The sequence below is a fragment of the Arthrobacter sp. DNA4 genome (assembly GCF_024362385.1).
Lineage (GTDB): Bacteria > Actinomycetota > Actinomycetes > Actinomycetales > Micrococcaceae > Arthrobacter.
In genome coordinates this window covers 2,317,359-2,333,622 of record NZ_CP101466.1, presented here as the reverse complement: position 1 = coordinate 2,333,622, position 16,264 = coordinate 2,317,359, and the positions used below count along the sequence as shown (strand labels likewise).

The window sequence follows — 16,264 nt, the reverse complement described above, 5'->3', positions numbered from 1 at the left end:
GAGGCCTCCCCCCACCGGAAGTTGGTGATGAGCGGGACCTTGGTGTTGGACTTTTTGCTTGACACCCTAAATACTAGACAGGCTAGGCAAGTTGGAATTCGACGAAGAGGTGGGCATGGAGCGGGGTGAGGAACAACAAGCACTGGTATCCGTCATCAACACGCTTGCGGGCAAGTTTCCCGGACGTTCCCGGACGGACGTCGAAGACGCCGTCTGCGAGGAATACTCGGTCTTCAACGCCGGCCCCGTGCGGAGCTTGGTACCCATCCTTGTGGAACGTGCTGCCACCAAGCGTCTGGAAGGCGGACTGCTGTAAAGGTGTCTCCGGGACGTCCGGCCTCTATCCCCCGGCGTGAGGCTGCAAAGAGGATTAACCCGGACCGGCCGTCGTCCGCGGTCACCCCGTGAATCGACGGGAAGCGGCCAACCGGCCGGAAGCCCAAAGCCTCGTGCATCGCGATTGACGCGGTGTTGTGCTCGTTCGCAAAGTAGAAAACGCTGGTGGCGCGGGCCCAGATCCAATCCATCCGTGCCCGAGTGAGAGCGGAGCCAATTCCCCTCCGCCGGAAATCCGGGGCGACCTCAATCCCGCCGAGGAAGTGCCCCGCGGGGACGTCGGCATCAGGCTCGCCATGAAAGTGCGTTTTGGCCATCCCGACAATTTCACCCCGTACGGCCGCTGCCAGGATGGCCCGGTCACCTGAGTGGTCAAACGCCTCCGCTTTCCAGTGTGGGCGGCCGCTCGCATCACAAATTGCATTCACAGTAAGCAGATCAGTCAGCGTCGCCTCGCGTATCTCCACGCACCGAGCCTAGCCGGGAGCTCAACCGGTCGCGGCCCTTGCTGGATGAGACGCGGGGAACTCAGCGCCTGGCCTGGTACCTGGTCAGGATCACGCCACCGGGAAATGTCCGGGTCTCCACCAGGCCCAGGTTCATCCTGCCTTCCAGGGCCGTGAAGAACGGTGTGCCGCCTCCCAGCAGGACCGGATGAGTGACGGTCACGTACTCGTCGATCAGCCCGGCGCGCATGGCCGCCGCGGCGAGTGTGGCGCCGACGATGTCCATGGGACCGCCCTCGCCGGCCTTGAGGCGGATGATTTCGGCGACCGGATCGCCGGTGACCAGGCGTGCATTCCAGTCGACGGTGCTGATCGTCGAGGAGAACACCACCTTCGGCATGTCCCGCCAGCGGTGGGCGAACTCGATCTGCGCCGGTGTGGCGCCAGGCTGCTGGTCGGCGGTCGGCCAGTGCGAGCTCATGGTCTCCCAGAGTTTGCGGCCGTACAGCGCCAGGCCCGTCGCTGCGACCCGGTCGGACCACCATTGGAACAGCTCATCGCTCGGTACGCTCCAGCCGAGGTCGTCGCCGGGCGCTGCGATGTAGCCGTCCACGCTCACATTCATGGCGAAGGTCAGTTTCCGCATGGCGCCAGTCTCCCGTGCGCCGGCAGCCTCTGTACAGACCAGCAGAGTTCGTGTTCGGTGGGGCCGGCGCTCCCGGGATCAGTCCCAGTAAGCAGCCCGCCGAACAGCCACCGCCAGCTCTACGGCAGGAATGTCGGAGGAGTCCAGTACCAGATCATCGGTCTCTGCAGCTTCAAGGATTTTTGACAATCCGTTGACGCGGTCCAGGTGCCAGGCGAGGCCTTCCGGATCGTCCCGATGGCGGAAGCGCAAGCGCGACTCCAGCACCTCTGGACGAGCCACGAGACGGCAGACGAACATTCGAACGGAACCCAGGGCTGCGACGTAGCGGGGTATTTCAGCTTCTGACTCGATGACCCCTGCGAGAATGAACCGAGTTGCTCCCGCAGCCCGATAGTTGTTCGTGAGGTTCTGGAGATTGAGCAGTGCGAGTTCATGGTTGAACCGGTCCGTTTCGGGCGCGGGGACCAGCCTCCGAATTGCGTCCAGATCGATGACAGCGTGACGTCCCCGTTCAGCCGCGCTTAGCGCATCAGCAAGGGTGGACTTTCCTGCACCGACGGTTCCATTGACGAAAATTGAATCCATGACCCGATCCTCCCAGTCAGCGCAGGAACATAACCTGTCAACGCTGCCTCTGATCCGGGACCGCATGCATGTCCTCGAGATCCTCTGCCGGTGCTTCTTCCCCGGCAGTTTGTGAACGGTGGCGCCGTCCGGCTGCAAGGACCAGTGCGGCGGCACCCAACAGCATGGCTGCGGCCAATACGCCGAAGAATAAGGGAACGTCGAACCCGATATCGGTCCCGTCATTCCCGGACGTGGCCTGGGCCGTGGGTCCTGCTTCTTTGACCTCAGGCTGTTCCGCTTGTGCTGTGGTCACAGGCGGCCCGGATACGCGTAGGTCCTGGGCCGGGAAGACAGTTACAGATGCATCGGCGGTGTTGGTTACGATGACAGACCCGTTGGGAGCGATGGCGAGGTGTCCGGGATTTTTACCTGTGGGCAGGCCGAGTGAAACGTTGGTTCCGCCGGGTTTGATGACGGAGAGGCCGTTGGCCTCGTAAAGGACATAGACCGTACTGTCGATGCCCACGGCGACTTCCTTGGGGCCGCCTGGCACCGCCACGCGGTAAGCGACGGCCGAGTCTCCGGGCTTGATAACGGCGACGTCGTTAGTGGTGATGTTGGTGACATAGACGGCGCCGTCCGGGCCGACCGCGATCCCGTGCGGGTTACCGGTTTGACCGGGGTTCGGGCTGACATCAATGGTGCGTGAAACCCTGCCGGCACCTTGAGGGATGACCGAGACCGTTCCGTCGTTCTGGTTGGTCACATAGGCGGTGCCGTCCTTGGCCACGGCCACTTCCTTGGGATTACCTCCGACGGTAATCGCGTAAGCTGGTGCGCCTGCTCCGGGAGGGATGACCGAGACTGTGCCCAGGTTAGGGTTGGGAACAAAGACAGTACCGTCCGGGGACGCGGCTATAAGGTGGGCACCTCGACTGAGGGGAATGGTACGGGCAACCTCAGAGGAGCCCTTCGGGATCACGGCGAGCCTTTCCTCCTGCTGGGTGTAATCCCACCCTTCGACAAACAAGGTCCCGTCTCCAGACAAGGCCATGCCGGCAGGGCTGAAACCGGGTATCAGGGTCGTGGCTGGTTGACCCGCCCCCGCAGGAAGAACGCTGACCCCTCCACCGGGGGAGTAATTGCCGATATACGCGGTCCCCTCCGCGTCGATGACGACGCTGAGAGGCTCTCGACCAACGTAAATCAGGTCCCCCGAGGCTGCTGCAGGGACACCACCAGTCAACAAGATGATCCCAGCGACACCCGCTGCCACGCCCGCGGTAAACCGCATATACCTGCCCCCAAACCGATATTGAAAGAAAATCCTCAGATGAGCATAGTGCCGGCCTGTCTGCCGCCACCGCGAAGCCCGCACGTCTACTGGTGGAACGGCACGGGTGACGGGCAACTTACCCACGTGCGCGACGACGGCACGCTCACCGTCCACGTCAGTCCAGGCTTCCAGTCCGTGCTCCGCTCCATAACAACGGACGGATAGCGCTGCGTGGCCCGCTTGTGCCCACCCGAAAGCACCCACACCCTCCCTTAGTAGGACCCCTACAAAATGGTCCCCATTCCGCCCCGGTAGCGTCGGCTGTACATTAGATTCCGCTTGTACAACCCCGACAGGACCATCATGAGCAACACCGAGACCACCCCAGAAACCGGCAAACGGACGGAGCGCCGCCGCTGGAACGGCACCGACCTGGGACTGATCGCCGTCTTCGCCGCCCTCGTTGCCGGCGCAGCCCTGGTGCCGGGGCTGGCCCTGAACGGCTTCGGCGTCCCCATCACCTTCCAGACCCTGGCCGTGATGCTCACCGGCCTGGTGCTGGGCCCCGCCCGCGGATTCGCCGCCGTCGGACTTTACACCCTCCTGGGCCTGACCGGCCTGCCCATCTTCAGCCAGGGCCGCAGCGGCCTGGCCATCCTTGCCGGGCCCTCGGCCGGCTACATCATCGCCTTCCCCATCGCCGCCGCAGTAGTGGGTTGGCTGGCCACTGTGGTCATCCGGCGGACCACGAAGGCGCGCGCCCTGTGGTTCTTCCTGGCCGCCACGGTCACGAGCGTTGTCTTTGTGCACACGCTGGGCGTCCTGGGAATTGCCCTCAACTCCAAGGCCACCCTGGAGCAGGCCTTCCTCAGCGACCTGGTCTTCTACCCGGGAGACATCATCAAGAACCTCCTCGCCGCCGCCGTCGCTGTCGCCCTCCACCGGGCCTTCCCCGACGTCCTGGTCCGCCGCGTGCGCCGCCGCACCCAGCCCACACAAAGCGCCTAGGGACAACGCATGCCGGCAGTAACGTTCGACCAGGTGGGTGTCGCCGTCGAAAGCGAAAACTCCCCGCAGCCCAAGGTCCTCCTGGACGCGGTCAGCCTCAGGCTGGACGAAGCACGGGTGGGCGTCATCGGTGCCAACGGATCCGGCAAATCCACGCTGCTGCGCCTCATCAACGGACTCATCCAGCCCACCAGCGGCACCGTCACGGTCGACGGCGACGACACGGTGGGTGCCGTCCGGAAGGTCAGGCGCAACGTGGGGTTCGTCTTCACAGATCCCCTGTCCCAGCTGGTGATGCCCACCGGCCGGGAAGACGTGGAACTGTCTCTCCGCCGTTCAACAAAAAACGGTTCGGAGCGGCGGCAGTTGGCAGACAAAGCCCTCGAACGCCTGGGCCTGCTGCACCTGGCGGACCAAAGCATCTACGAGCTGTCCGGCGGTGAACGGCAGCTGATGGCGCTCGCCGCTGTGCTTGCCGTGAACCCCCGGGTGCTGGTGCTGGACGAGCCCTCCACGCTCCTGGACCTGCGCAACCGCGAGCTGCTCCGCAGGACCCTGGCGGATCTGGACCAGCAGATCATCATGTCCACCCACGACCTTGACCTGGCACTGGACATGGACCGTGTCCTGGTCATCGACCAGGGCCGCGTGGCCTTCGACGGCGCCCCGGCGGACGCCGTGGCGGCCTACCGCTCATGGTGCCTGCAGGGGCTCGACGCCACAAGGCGGGATTCCCCATGAGGGGCCACGGCTTCCTCCTGGCCAACTACGTGCCCGGCACCTCACTGGTACACCGGGCCCCGCTGGCACTGAAGTTCCTCCTGGTCATCGGCTGTGGCCTGCTTTCCTTCCTCATCGTGGACTGGCGCATTTCCGGGGTGATCCTGGCCGTCCTCTGCGGCCTGTTCCTCGCCACAGGCGCGGGGGCGAAGCGGCTGTGGCACGCCGTCCGCCCGCTGGCCCCCGTGCTCCTGGTCATTGGACTTTTCCAGTGGTGGCAGCTTGGCGGCCCCACAGCGGGCCGGATCGTGCTGAACATCCTGGTCTGCGTCGTGGCAGCATCCCTGCTCACCGCCACCACGCCGATCCAGCGGCTCCTGGACGGTGTGGTCCACCTGGCGCGCCCTTTCAAAAGGTTCGGCGCCGATCCCGAACGCTTCGCGCTGACCATCGGCATCATGCTCCGCAGCATCCCCTTCATCGCCGGAACCTTCGCCGACGTGCGCGACTCCGCCAAGGCCCGGGGACTTGAGCGCAACCCCCGCGCGCTGGTCCTGCCGGTCTTCATCACGTCCGTGGCCTACGCCCGCCAAACAGGTGAGGCACTGGCCGCCCGCGGCCTGGGCGAAGCGGAAGACTGACGGGCTGGGACGCCAGGCGGCGTTACAGCCGCCGGTACTCCAGGAGCGCCGCCGTGCCCATGCCACCGGCCATGCTGATCATCGCCAGCCCCAGGGCACCCTCGGTGTCCGCCCGCCGCGCCTGGGCCAGCAGCCGGGTGACCAGCACGGCACCCGACGCACCGTAGGCGTGCCCCAGCGCCAGCGCCCCGCCGTCGAGGTTTGCACGGCCGGGGTCGATGCCCAGCTGTTCGAGGCACGCGAGTGTCTGCGAAGCGAACGCCTCGTTGAATTCCACCAGGTCCAGCTCGTCAGCTTTCACGCCTGCAGCAGCCATCACACCACTGGCAGCCGGAACAGCGCCCATCCCCAGCACCTGCGGAGCCACCCCGGCGGTACCCGTGCCGCGCACCAGCAGGCCATCACGCACCCCCAGTTGGCGGGCCCGGGCAAGGGACGTTACGACGACGGCGGAGGCGGCGTCCGCGTCAAAGCAGGAGTTCCCGGCGGTGACAGTTCCTCCCGGCACAAAGGCGGCCGGGAACCGTGCCATGACAGCCGGGGTCAGGCCGGCCCGCGGGCCGCCGTCCGAAGAGACGGCCCCGGCCGGGGTCTCCAGCGGCACGAGTTCGTCGGTGAAGCGTCCGTCCCGGATGGCAGCGAGGGCTTTCCGGTGGCTGGCCAGCGCGAAATCATCCTGGCGTTCGCGGGCAACACCGTACTCTTTGGCCACCGTTTCCGCGGCCACGCCCATGTCCGGGTCCCCGAAGCTGTCCGGCACGAACTGGGCGCGGCGGTAAAACTCCGGGGCGCCGTTGTCCTTCCTGTGCGCCCGCAGGGGCGCAGTACTGGTGCTCTCCACTCCCCCTGCCAGGTACACCGGGTTGCCGTAAGCCCCCACCAGCCGCGACGCGAGCACGATCGCATCCAGTCCTGACCCGCACTGCCGGTCCACGGTGATACCCGGCACCGAGACCGGAAGTCCGGCCGCCAGCAGGGCCAGCCTGGCTACGTTCCCGCCGCCGCCCACGGCGTTGCCGATAACGACGTCAGTGACGGACCCGGGGTCGAGCGCCACTGCGGTCACCAGCTTCCGGAGGACCGGAGCCAGGAGTTCGTGGGCGCGCAGGCTCCGCAGGGCGCCGTTGACGGGGCAGACAGGGGTCCGCCGCGCGTCGATGATGACCGGCTGGCGTTCGGGCGGCAGGAGGTCAGGCACCAAGGGCACGCACCCTGGGGTCGCGGGCATTGATCCACTCCAGCAGGAGGTTCCGACTGACCTTTCCCCGGTCCGTGGTGGGAAGCTCCTGGAGCAGGTAGTACTGCAAGGGCCGCTTGTGCCGCGACAGGATGTCCTCCAGGCCGGCCCGCAGCTGGGTGGCACTGATTCCGCCGTGGGAAGGCACCACGCCTGCCACCACGCGCTGGCCGCGCAAATCATCGGCCATCCCCGCGGCGACTGCTGCCGCAACTCCGGGAACGGCCGCCAGCGCCAGTTCCACCTCATGCGGGTAGACGTTCCTCCCCGCCGTGAGGATCATGTCGGCACGCCGGCCAAGGATGTGCAGCCCGCCGTCCGCCAGGTAGCCCTGGTCCCCCACCGTGTACCAGTCGCCGAACGACCGCAGCGCTTCGCCGTCATCGCCCCACAGGTAACCGTTGCTCACCATGCCGCTGCGGACGCAGATGTTGCCGTAGCCGCCGTCGGGGACCGGTGCGCCGTCGTCATCCAGGATCCGGACGTCGACCCCCGGTAACGGTAAGCCGATTCCGGTGCCGCCTGCGGCGGCAGCCTGGCCGGGTGCCAGGCCCAGGCCGGACACGAAGCTCAGTTCGGAGGCGCCGTAGTACTCGTAGATGGTGGCATTGGGGGCCCAGCGCCTGGCCGCCTCAAGGGTGCGGGCATCAAGTTTGGAACCGGCGCAGATGATGGTCCGCACGCCGGAGGCATCGACGCATCCGGTCATTCCGCGTTCGCTGAGCATCCGCAGCATGGTGGGCACCAGGACCAGGCGGGTGACACGGTCGTGGGTTATGGCCGCATGGACGTCGCCGACGTCGAACGTCTCCAGCGTCTGGAACTCCGAACCGGCGTACAGGCACTCAGCCAGGGCGTAGAGGTTCAGGCTGGCTGCCAGCGGACCGGGTGCCAGGGTCACGTCATCCTGCCGAAGCCCGAAGAACTCGATCGAGGCGTCGAAGGATTGCTGCCAGGACTGCCGGGAGCGGGTGAACGCCTTGGGTACAGCCGTGGTTCCGGAGGTGAGGCCGATCAGGAAGCTGGAGTCCGGCGGCCCGTCGGCCAGCTGGTCATCCGGGGACACCGGGGCCGGATCGGCGCATGCTTCCACCCGCCGGACGATGTCTTCCTGCAGCGGGGCGGACCACGCGGGATCCAGGACGGCGCATTGCCGGCCGCCCGCAACGGCGGCTGCGAATTTCACCGCAAAATCCACGGAGTTGGCCTCACACAGCGCGGTGACGGACTTGGTCCCGGCCACCAGTTCAGCGGCGGCGTCCCGCAGCTGCTCCCAGTCCAGGCGGCGTCCGGCGATCACGACGGCGGTGTCGTGCGGCCGCTGCCCGGCCCAGCGCTGGAGCTTGTCGAGGAAAGGCACGGACCAACTTTACTTGCCGGGAGGATTGAGCGCCCGGCCCGCGGGTAATGTGACGTTATGAGTTTCAATGACAACGTTCAGCTGGATCCCTCCCAGGTCCAGGACCGCCGGGGCATGGGCACCGGGGTGAAAGTCGGCGGCGGCATCGGCGGCGGCCTGGTCCTGCTCGTTGCGCTTTTGCTGGGCATCAACCCCAACATGCTTGGTGGCTTGACCGACGGCGGCAATGCCGGGCAGTCGCAGGGTACGGCGCCGGCCTGCAACACGGGCGCCGACGCCGACGCCCGGCTGGACTGCCGGATCACGGGCACCGTGAACAGCCTCAACGCCTTCTGGCCCGGCTACCTGAAGCAGTACAACGTGCAGTACCCCCGCCCGGAGGCGGTCATCTTCAGCGGCGGCACCAACACCGCATGCGGTGCCGCGACCTCAGAGGTGGGCCCGTTCTACTGCCCAACGGACACCACGGCGTACTTCGATCCCGGGTTCTTCCAGGAACTCGTGGACCGCTTTGGGTCCTCTGGCGGCCCCCTGGCGCAGGAGTACGTGGTGGCACACGAGTTCGGCCACCACGTCCAGAACCTGCTCGGCGACCTGAAGCGGGCGCAGCAGGATCCGCAGGGTCCGGAATCCGGTTCCGTGCGGACCGAACTGCAGGCTGACTGCTACGCAGGGCTGTGGGCCAAGTACGCGTCCACCACGCCGGACCCGGCCACAGGGCAGCCGTACCTGGAGCCCCTTACCCCGCAGGATGTGAACGACGCATTGTCCGCCGCCGCGTCGGTGGGTGACGACCGCATCCAGAAGGCCGCCACCGGGCGTGTCTCCCCCGAAGGCTGGACGCACGGCTCCAGCGAGGAACGCCAGCGCTGGTTCTCGCGGGGCTACCAGTCCGGCGACATCAACCAGTGCGACACGTTCAGCGCCGCAACCCTCTAACCCGGTTCACCCCCATCGATTGATCCGTAACGGCCCTTTTGGCACCCCAAAACGGCGGTTACGGAGCAATCGACGAACCGACGACGACGGCCGGTCACCTTCGCTGAGAAGGTGACCGGCCGTCGTCGTACTTCGGGTTTGTCAGATGTTGAAGCCGAGGGCCCGCATCTGGTCCTTGCCGTCATCGGTGATCCGCTCGGGACCCCATGGCGGCATCCATACCCAGTTCAGGCGCCAGTCGTCCACGACGCCGTCCAGGGCCTGGACCACCTGCTCCTCGAGCACGTCGGTGAGCGGGCAGGCGGCGGTGGTGAGGGTCATGTCGATCAGGAGCGCGCCGTCCTCATCGGAGTACTTCAGGCCGTACAGCAGCCCGAGGTCCACCACGTTAACGCCAAGCTCAGGATCGATGACGTCCTTGAGCGCCTCTTCGACGTCCTCCAGGGCCGTACGGCCCGGCTTGATTTCGGTCATGACAAGTCCTAACTAGGCCTGTGCTGCGGCCTCGGCCGCGATGGTAGCTGCGCCGGCGCCCTTTGCGTAACGGTCGTAGCCTTCTTCCTCGAGACGGTCGGCCAGCTCGGGGCCGCCCTCCTCGACAACCTGGCCATCCACGAACACGTGGACGAATTCAGGCTTGATGTAGCGCAGGATACGCGTGTAGTGGGTGATGAGCAGCGTGCCCATGTTGCCCTCGGAGTGTGCGCGGTTAACGCCCTCGGAGACAATCTTCAGCGCGTCGACGTCAAGGCCGGAGTCGGTCTCGTCGAGCACGGCGAACTTGGGCTTGAAGAGCTCCAGCTGGAGGATCTCCACACGCTTCTTCTCGCCGCCGGAGAAGCCTTCGTTGACGTTGCGCTGGGCGAAGTCGGCGTCGATGCGCAGCTTCTCCATGGCGTCCTTGACGTCCTTGGTCCAGGTACGCAGCTTGGGTGCTTCGCCGTCGATGGCGGTCTTGGCGGTGCGCAGGAAGTTGGTCATGGTGACGCCGGGGACTTCTACCGGGTACTGCATGGCCAGGAAGAGGCCGGCCCGGGCGCGCTCGTCAACGCTCATCGCCAGGACATCTTCGCCGTCCAAGGTGATGGTGCCGCTGGTGACGGTGTAGCGGGGATGTCCGGCGATGGTGGACGCCAGCGTGGACTTGCCGGAGCCGTTGGGGCCCATGATGGCGTGCGTCTCGCCGGTCCTGATGGTCAGGCTGACGCCCTTCAGGATCTCCTTGGTGCCCTGCTCCGTGTCAATGCTGACGTGCAGGTCCTTGATCTCAAGAGTTGACATGCTCTTCTTTCTCTTTGCTCGTAAGTCTGGTGCTGCAGGCGCTCAGTTGTTTACTGCTGCGCCGTTCAAAACGTTGGTGACGTCCACGTAGACGTCGTCGCCGTCGAGTTCGACGGCGAACACCGGAACAGGATCGTAGGCGGGAAGCTGCAATGGTTGGCCGCTCCGCAGGTCGAACTGGGAGCCGTGGCCCCAGCACTCGATGGCGCAGCCTTCCACGTCGCCTTCGGACAGGGAAATGTCCGCGTGCGAGCAGGTGTCTCCAATAGCGTGGATCTCCCCCATTGAATCCCGGACGACGGCTACGGGGAAGCCGTCGATCAGGATCCGCAGCGCCTGCTTGACCTGGATGTCATTGGCGCTGCAAACCAGCTCGCCCTTGGGTGTGCCGCTCATACGTTCCTGCCTGCCTTTAGTTCTCGGTTGCTGCGAGTTCGCGTTCCACAGCCTCGGTCAGGCGCTCTTCGAGGGCCGGGACCTTGATCTGCTGGATGATCTCGTTCAGGAAGCCGCGGACCACCAGTCGGCGGGCAACATCCTCGGGGATGCCGCGGGCCATCAGGTAGAACAGGTGCTCGTCATCGAACCGGCCGGTGGCGCTGGCGTGGCCGGCACCCTCGATCAGGCCGGTCTCGATTTCGAGGTTGGGCACGGAGTCCGCGCGGCAGCCGTCAGTGAGGACCAGGTTCTGGTTCTTCTCGTAGGAGTCGGTGCCTTCGGCCTGCTTCTGGATCAGGACGTCGCCGACCCAGACGGTGTGTGCGCCCTTGCCCTGAAGTGCGCCCTTGTACAGGACGTTGGACTTGCAGTTGCCCACGTTGTGGTCCACGAAGGAGCGGTGTTCCAGGTGCTGTCCGGCGTCGGCGAAGTAGAGGCCCAGGAGTTCGGCCTCGGCCCCTTCCCCGGCGAACCGGACGTTGGAGTTCAGGCGGACAATCTTGCCACCGAGGGTTACGGCGATGTGCTTGTACACGGCGTCCTTGGCGACCTCGGCGTCATGCTGTGCCAGGTGCTTGGCGTCATCTCCCCACAGCTGCACGGAAACCACCGTGAGGTGGGCACCTTCGCGGACCAGGACCTCAACGTTGCCGTTGTGGTCGGCGGTGCCGTCATGCTCGATGATCACGACGCCGCGGCTGTTGGGCCCGGCTTCGATCACGACGTGGGAATTGGTGCGGCGGCCCGCCCCGTTGCCGGTGAGGACAAGGCGCACGGGTGCGTCCAGCTCTGCGTTGGCTGGGATGGAGATCAGCTGGGCTTCCTCCGTGTTGGCGGAAGCCACGACGGCGGCACGGTCGGCCGGGACCAAGGTGGCACCACGGGGGGCCTCACCGGCGCGGAGGCTCCGCTGCGCCACAGCGGCGGGCGCCTCGATGGAAACGCCGAGTGCGCCCTCCTCCGACGGGGAGTCGGACAGGAGGTTGGCCAGTTCACGCACCGGGGTGAAGCGCCATTCCTCTTCCCGGCCGTTGGGCAGGGCGAAGTCGGCCACGTCATGGCTGGTGAGCCGCTCGGCCCGGGAGGCCATGACCTGGGTGCCGTGGCTGTGGTGGCGGTCAACCTTGGAGGCGACCAGGTGCTCGCCTTCCTCGGTGAAACCGGAGATCGACGGTGCGCCGATGCGCGCCTTTTCGGTAGTTGCTTCGGCAGTCATTAACCGACGGATCCTTCCATCTGGAGTTCGATGAGGCGGTTCAGCTCAAGGGCGTATTCCATGGGCAGTTCGCGGGCGATCGGCTCAATGAAGCCGCGCACGATCATGGCCATGGCCTCGTCCTCGGGCATGCCGCGGGACATGAGGTAAAACAGCTGTTCCTCGCTGACGCGGGAAACGGTGGCCTCGTGCCCCAGCTGCACATCGTCCTCACGGATGTCGATGTACGGATAGGTGTCCGAGCGGGAAATGGTGTCCACCAGGAGCGCGTCGCAGCGCACGGTATTGGCGGAGTGCTTGGCGCCTTCGCGGACCTGCACCAGGCCGCGGTAGGCGGCACGGCCGCCGCCGCGGGCCACCGACTTGGAGATGATGGAGCTCTTGGTGTTCGGGGCAATATGCACCATCTTGGAACCGGTGTCCTGGTGCTGGCCCTCGCCGGCGAACGCGATGGACAGGGTCTCGCCCTTGGCGTGCTCGCCCACCAGGTAGACAGCCGGGTACTTCATGGTCACCTTGGAACCGATGTTGCCGTCCACCCATTCCATGGTGGCGCCGGCCTCGCAGACCGCGCGCTTGGTCACCAGGTTGTACACGTTGTTGGACCAGTTCTGGATGGTGGTGTAGCGGACGCGGGCGCCCTTCTTCACGATGATCTCCACCACGGCGGAGTGCAGCGAGTCCGAGGTGTAGATCGGCGCCGTGCAGCCTTCGATGTAGTGGACGTAGGAGTCCTCGTCGGCGATGATCAGGGTCCGCTCGAACTGGCCCATGTTCTCGGTGTTGATGCGGAAGTACGCCTGCAGCGGGATGTCCACGTGGACGCCCTTGGGCACGTACACGAAGGAGCCGCCGGACCACACTGCGGTGTTCAGCGAGGCGAACTTGTTATCGCCCACCGGGATCACGGTGCCGAAGTACTCCTGGAAGATCTCCGGGTGTTCCTTCAAAGCGGTGTCGGTGTCCAGGAAAATGACGCCCTGGGCCTCGAGGTCCTCACGGATCTGGTGGTACACCACCTCGGACTCGTACTGGGCGGCAACGCCGGAAACCAGGCGGCTGCGCTCGGCTTCCGGAATGCCCAGCTTCTCGTACGTGTTGCGGATGTCCTCCGGGAGGTCTTCCCAGGTGGCAGCCTGCTTCTCGGTGGAGCGGACAAAGTACTTGATGTTGTCGAAGTCGATGCCGGAGAGGTCTGCACCCCAGGTGGGCATGGGCTTGCGGTCGAAGTACTTCAGGCCCTTGAGGCGGAGGTCGAGCATCCATTCCGGCTCGCTCTTCTTGGACGAGATGTCCCGGACTACCTCTTCATCGAGACCACGCCGTGCATTGGCGCCGACGTCATTCTTGTCGGCCCAGCCGTACTCGTAGTTGCCGATGCCGTGGAGCTCGGGATTCTTCTCCAGAATCTCCGAGATCACAGTGTTTTCGGCTACTGCTTTCTCTGATAGTTGGTCCGTCATCACGGCCTTTCTTGCTGATGGTTGGTTACTTCGTCCAGGCGGGCGGGGGCTGCCGCCGGCACTTTGGTAAGCCCGGCAGACAGCCTGCCTGTGGGAATGTGGGTGGTGCAGACGTGGCCACCACGGGCCAGGGTGGAAAGCCGGCGTACGTCCACTCCCACCAGCCTTGAGAAGACTTCCGTTTCAACGTCGCAGAATACCGGGAAGCGGGCGGCGAGCTGCTGGATGGGGCAGTGGCCCTGGCAGAGCTGCACGCTGGAAAGCGCCGCGGGCAGGGGTGCCTTGGCCTCGATGGAGGCGGCCGACGCCACAAAGTTGTCGCGGCTCAGGGCGGCCGACAGGGCGGTGGCGCGGTCCCTGATGTCCGGCCCGGCTTTTTCCATTTCGGGCGCGTAGCGCCGTTCCATGTCCGCGAACCGCTCCTCGGCGAACGCCCGTACGGCGTCAGGACCGGCCACCTTCTGCAGCTGCTGGAGCGCAAGGGCTGCAATGTCAAGGTAGTCATTGCCCAGGCTGGACTGGCCCTGGGAGCTGAGGACGTAGCGGCGTGCGGGCCGGCCGGCACCTGCTCCCGGCTTGGCAACCCGCTTGACCTCGATGATGCCGGCCCGGGAGAGGTGGTCGAGGTGGCGCCGGACAGCGGCCGGGGTGAACCCCAGCATGTCCCCCAGCTCGGCCGCACTGACGGGCCCGTGTTCCAGGACGGCAGCAAGGACCCGGTCCCGGGTGCGCTCGTCGGCGTCCGCCACAGGACCGGACGGGGCGGGACCCGGCCCGGCCACAGGCACAGCGGTAGCGTTGGTCATGGAATACACAACACAATCATGTCGTAATTTAGTCCCGGGCTCCAGTAAGGGCAGGCTGACCTTGGTAAGCTGCGCGCAAAACTCCAAGGATAGGGGACCTTCCTGACGGACGGCTCCATATACTACATCCCGTAGAATACTGTGGTGCGATCCCCCCAGTCCCCCGTCCTGTCCATCCATGGGCTCATCAAGGACGTAGGCCCCCTTTCCAGCCTGGACGGAAAGATGCTCAGGGTTGTCAGCGGCGTCTCCCTCACGGCGGAGCGCGGGCAGGTCACCGCCCTGCTGGGCGCGAACGGCGCCGGAAAGACGACAACCCTTGAGTGCGCCCAGGGCCTCCAGAAGCGCAGCGGCGGCAGCATCTCGTTGCTGGGCCAGGACCCCGCCACGGCAGGCGCCGACCTGCGCTCCCGCGTCGGTGTGATGCTGCAGGACGGCGGGCTCCCGCCGTCGGCCAGGCCACTGCCGCTGCTGCGGCATATCGGCGGGCTCTACGCCCGCCCCTGGCCGTTGGAGGACCTGGTGGGCCGGCTCGGCATCGATACTTTCAGCCGCACCAGCGTCCGCCGGCTGTCCGGCGGCCAGAAGCAGCGCCTGGCACTCGCGGCAGCCCTGATCGGCAGGCCCGAAGTCCTGTTCCTGGACGAGCCCAGCGCCGGCCTGGACCCGCAGTCCCGCCAGCTGGTGTTCGACTTGATTGCCGAACTGCGCGACGGCGGCATGGGAATCATCCTGACCACGCACCTCATGGACGACGCCCAGCGCCTTGCGGACTATGTGTACATCATTGACGGCGGCCGCAACGTCGCCGAAGGAACCGTCCATGAGCTGCTGCAGCGCAGCCCGGTGGCGGACCACGCCGGCGAGCACGTCCGGACCCTGGTGTTCGAAGCACCCGCCGGGCTGGACCTGGCTGCCGTGCTGCCCGACGGCGTCGACGTCTCCGAAACCCGCGCCGGGAGCTACGCCGTCACCGGCGCCCTCACACCCAGGCACCTCTCCGCGCTTGCCCAGTGGTGGGAAGCAAAGGACATCATGCCGGCGTCGATGAGCCTCCAGGCGCGTAGCCTTGAAGACGTCTTTTTGGATATCTCGGGAAAGGACATCCGATGAGTACCGCAGCGATCCGGGAGACGCAGCAGCCCGCGTCCCTGCTGCGCCGCGTCCTCCTGCAGGGCAAATACGAGGCACTGACAATGCTGCGGAACGGCGAACAGCTGATCCTGGCCGTGGTGCTGCCGCTGCTGGCACTGGTTGGCCTGACGGTGACGCCTTTCCTGGACGGAATGGGCTCCAGCCGCATCAACGTGGCCGTTCCGGGGATCCTGGCCCTGTGCGCCATGTCCACGGCTTTCACCGGCCAGGGCATCGCCACCGGCTTCGACCGCCGCTACGGTGTACTCCGGTTCCTGTCAACGACCCCCCTGGGGCGCGGCGGCCTGATCGCCGGCAAGGTTCTCTCGGTCCTGGCCGTCCTGTGCCTCCAGGTGGTGGTGGTGGGCCTTGCTGCCCTGGCGCTGGGGTGGCAGCCGATGGCGGCCGGCTGGCTCCCCGGGCTGGCACTGCTGGCACTGGGCGCAGCGGCTTTCACCGCGCTGGGGCTGCTGGTGGCCGGAACCGTCCGGCCGGAAGCGACGCTGGCGATCACCAACCTGCTGTGGATCCTCCTCGGAGCCATGGGCGGGATCGTCATCCCGGCCGAACGGCTGCCTGCCGCGGCGCAGGGCGTAGTCCATTTCCTGCCTTCCGGCGCCCTCGGTGAATCGATGCGCGCCGCTTTCCTGGGCGGGGCCGTGAACGGCGGCGCCGCCCTTATCCTGCTGCTCTGGACAGTCATTGCCGGTGCCGCAGCCATCCGTTGGTTCAAGTGGAATTGAGATA

20 protein-coding genes are annotated in these 16,264 nt (G+C 66.1%); 8 read left to right on the top strand and 12 right to left on the bottom strand.

Annotated features, from left to right (window positions below):
- Nucleotides 1-91 precede the first annotated feature (91 nt).
- Nucleotides 92-316: a three-helix bundle dimerization domain-containing protein gene (locus NMQ03_RS10665; protein WP_255172194.1), complete on the top strand. Its 225-nt coding sequence runs from the start codon at nucleotides 92-94 to the stop codon at nucleotides 314-316.
- Here the strand turns inward: NMQ03_RS10665 and NMQ03_RS21190 are convergent.
- The 4 genes from NMQ03_RS21190 to NMQ03_RS10650 form a co-directional block, all read right to left on the bottom strand.
- Nucleotides 234-764: a GNAT family N-acetyltransferase gene (locus NMQ03_RS21190; protein ID WP_369693220.1), complete on the bottom strand. Its 531-nt coding sequence runs from the start codon at nucleotides 762-764 to the stop codon at nucleotides 234-236. The genes NMQ03_RS10665 and NMQ03_RS21190 overlap by 83 nt on opposite strands.
- 100 nt (nucleotides 765-864) lie before the next feature.
- Nucleotides 865-1,428, bottom strand: coding sequence for a dihydrofolate reductase family protein (locus NMQ03_RS10660; RefSeq protein ID WP_255172193.1), 564 nt, complete (start codon nucleotides 1,426-1,428; stop codon nucleotides 865-867).
- 78 nt (nucleotides 1,429-1,506) lie between these two features.
- On the bottom strand, nucleotides 1,507-2,016 hold the full coding sequence (locus NMQ03_RS10655) for an AAA family ATPase (RefSeq protein ID WP_255172192.1): 510 nt from the start codon (nucleotides 2,014-2,016) through the stop codon (nucleotides 1,507-1,509).
- 37 nt (nucleotides 2,017-2,053) lie between these two features.
- Complete coding sequence (locus NMQ03_RS10650; RefSeq protein WP_255172191.1) at nucleotides 2,054-2,788, bottom strand: YncE family protein; 735 nt, start codon at nucleotides 2,786-2,788, stop codon at nucleotides 2,054-2,056.
- Nucleotides 2,789-3,331: 543 nt separating this feature from the next.
- On the opposite strand from NMQ03_RS10650, the gene NMQ03_RS10645 reads away from it, so the two are divergent.
- The 4 genes from NMQ03_RS10645 to NMQ03_RS10630 all read left to right on the top strand — a co-directional run bounded on the left by NMQ03_RS10645 (nucleotide 3,332) and on the right by NMQ03_RS10630 (nucleotide 5,643).
- Nucleotides 3,332-3,499: a hypothetical protein gene (locus NMQ03_RS10645; RefSeq protein WP_255172190.1), complete on the top strand. Its 168-nt coding sequence runs from the start codon at nucleotides 3,332-3,334 to the stop codon at nucleotides 3,497-3,499.
- Nucleotides 3,500-3,637: 138 nt separating this feature from the next.
- Nucleotides 3,638-4,282 carry a biotin transporter BioY gene (locus tag NMQ03_RS10640; protein ID WP_255172189.1) on the top strand — a complete coding sequence of 215 codons (645 nt, stop codon included), beginning with the start codon at nucleotides 3,638-3,640 and terminating at the stop codon, nucleotides 4,280-4,282.
- Between the two features lie 9 nt (nucleotides 4,283-4,291).
- Entirely contained in the window at nucleotides 4,292-5,023 is a 732-nt protein-coding gene (locus NMQ03_RS10635) for an energy-coupling factor ABC transporter ATP-binding protein (protein ID WP_255172188.1), read from the top strand.
- Entirely contained in the window at nucleotides 5,020-5,643 is a 624-nt protein-coding gene (locus NMQ03_RS10630; RefSeq protein WP_255172187.1) for an energy-coupling factor transporter transmembrane protein EcfT, read from the top strand. Before NMQ03_RS10635 ends, NMQ03_RS10630 begins: the two co-directional genes overlap by 4 nt.
- Nucleotides 5,644-5,665: 22 nt before the next feature.
- Here the strand turns inward: NMQ03_RS10630 and NMQ03_RS10625 are convergent, their stop codons facing one another.
- Both NMQ03_RS10625 and NMQ03_RS10620 read right to left on the bottom strand, forming a co-directional pair.
- A complete protein-coding gene (locus NMQ03_RS10625; RefSeq protein WP_255172186.1) occupies nucleotides 5,666-6,871 on the bottom strand; it encodes a thiolase family protein in 1,206 nt (401 codons plus the stop codon).
- Nucleotides 6,834-8,240: a class I adenylate-forming enzyme family protein gene (locus NMQ03_RS10620; RefSeq protein WP_255172185.1), complete on the bottom strand. Its 1,407-nt coding sequence runs from the start codon at nucleotides 8,238-8,240 to the stop codon at nucleotides 6,834-6,836. The genes NMQ03_RS10625 and NMQ03_RS10620 overlap by 38 nt, the downstream gene beginning before the upstream one ends.
- A 57-nt stretch (nucleotides 8,241-8,297) precedes the next feature.
- Between NMQ03_RS10620 and NMQ03_RS10615 the strand changes: the two genes are divergently transcribed.
- Complete coding sequence (locus NMQ03_RS10615; RefSeq protein WP_255172184.1) at nucleotides 8,298-9,179, top strand: neutral zinc metallopeptidase; 882 nt, start codon at nucleotides 8,298-8,300, stop codon at nucleotides 9,177-9,179.
- A gap of 141 nt (nucleotides 9,180-9,320) precedes the next feature.
- On the opposite strand, the gene NMQ03_RS10610 is transcribed toward NMQ03_RS10615, so the two are convergent.
- The 6 genes from NMQ03_RS10610 to NMQ03_RS10585 are packed head-to-tail and all read right to left on the bottom strand — an operon-like array spanning nucleotide 9,321 to nucleotide 14,383.
- Nucleotides 9,321-9,653, bottom strand: a complete 333-nt coding sequence (locus tag NMQ03_RS10610; protein WP_255172183.1) for a metal-sulfur cluster assembly factor — start codon at nucleotides 9,651-9,653, stop codon at nucleotides 9,321-9,323.
- A gap of 12 nt (nucleotides 9,654-9,665) precedes the next feature.
- Nucleotides 9,666-10,460 carry a Fe-S cluster assembly ATPase SufC gene (gene sufC / locus NMQ03_RS10605; RefSeq protein WP_255172182.1) on the bottom strand — a complete coding sequence of 265 codons (795 nt, stop codon included), beginning with the start codon at nucleotides 10,458-10,460 and terminating at the stop codon, nucleotides 9,666-9,668.
- Nucleotides 10,461-10,502: 42 nt separating this feature from the next.
- Nucleotides 10,503-10,856: a non-heme iron oxygenase ferredoxin subunit gene (locus tag NMQ03_RS10600; RefSeq protein ID WP_255172181.1), complete on the bottom strand. Its 354-nt coding sequence runs from the start codon at nucleotides 10,854-10,856 to the stop codon at nucleotides 10,503-10,505.
- A gap of 16 nt (nucleotides 10,857-10,872) precedes the next feature.
- Nucleotides 10,873-12,114: a Fe-S cluster assembly protein SufD gene (sufD, locus tag NMQ03_RS10595; RefSeq protein ID WP_255172180.1), complete on the bottom strand. Its 1,242-nt coding sequence runs from the start codon at nucleotides 12,112-12,114 to the stop codon at nucleotides 10,873-10,875.
- On the bottom strand, nucleotides 12,114-13,577 hold the full coding sequence (gene sufB / locus NMQ03_RS10590; RefSeq protein ID WP_255172179.1) for a Fe-S cluster assembly protein SufB: 1,464 nt from the start codon (nucleotides 13,575-13,577) through the stop codon (nucleotides 12,114-12,116). Before sufB ends, sufD begins: the two co-directional genes overlap by 1 nt.
- On the bottom strand, nucleotides 13,577-14,383 hold the full coding sequence (locus tag NMQ03_RS10585) for a metalloregulator ArsR/SmtB family transcription factor (RefSeq protein WP_255172178.1): 807 nt from the start codon (nucleotides 14,381-14,383) through the stop codon (nucleotides 13,577-13,579). Before NMQ03_RS10585 ends, sufB begins: the two co-directional genes overlap by 1 nt.
- A gap of 144 nt (nucleotides 14,384-14,527) precedes the next feature.
- Here NMQ03_RS10585 and NMQ03_RS10580 point away from each other — a divergent pair, with 144 nt between their 5' ends.
- Both NMQ03_RS10580 and NMQ03_RS10575 read left to right on the top strand, forming a co-directional pair.
- Nucleotides 14,528-15,496 (top strand): ABC transporter ATP-binding protein, encoded by a 969-nt coding sequence (locus NMQ03_RS10580; RefSeq protein ID WP_255172177.1) that lies wholly within the window; start codon nucleotides 14,528-14,530, stop codon nucleotides 15,494-15,496.
- The gene (locus NMQ03_RS10575; protein ID WP_255172176.1) at nucleotides 15,493-16,260 is read left to right on the top strand and encodes an ABC transporter permease; all 768 of its coding nucleotides are present in this window, start codon (nucleotides 15,493-15,495) and stop codon (nucleotides 16,258-16,260) included. Before NMQ03_RS10580 ends, NMQ03_RS10575 begins: the two co-directional genes overlap by 4 nt.
- Nucleotides 16,261-16,264 lie beyond the last annotated feature (4 nt).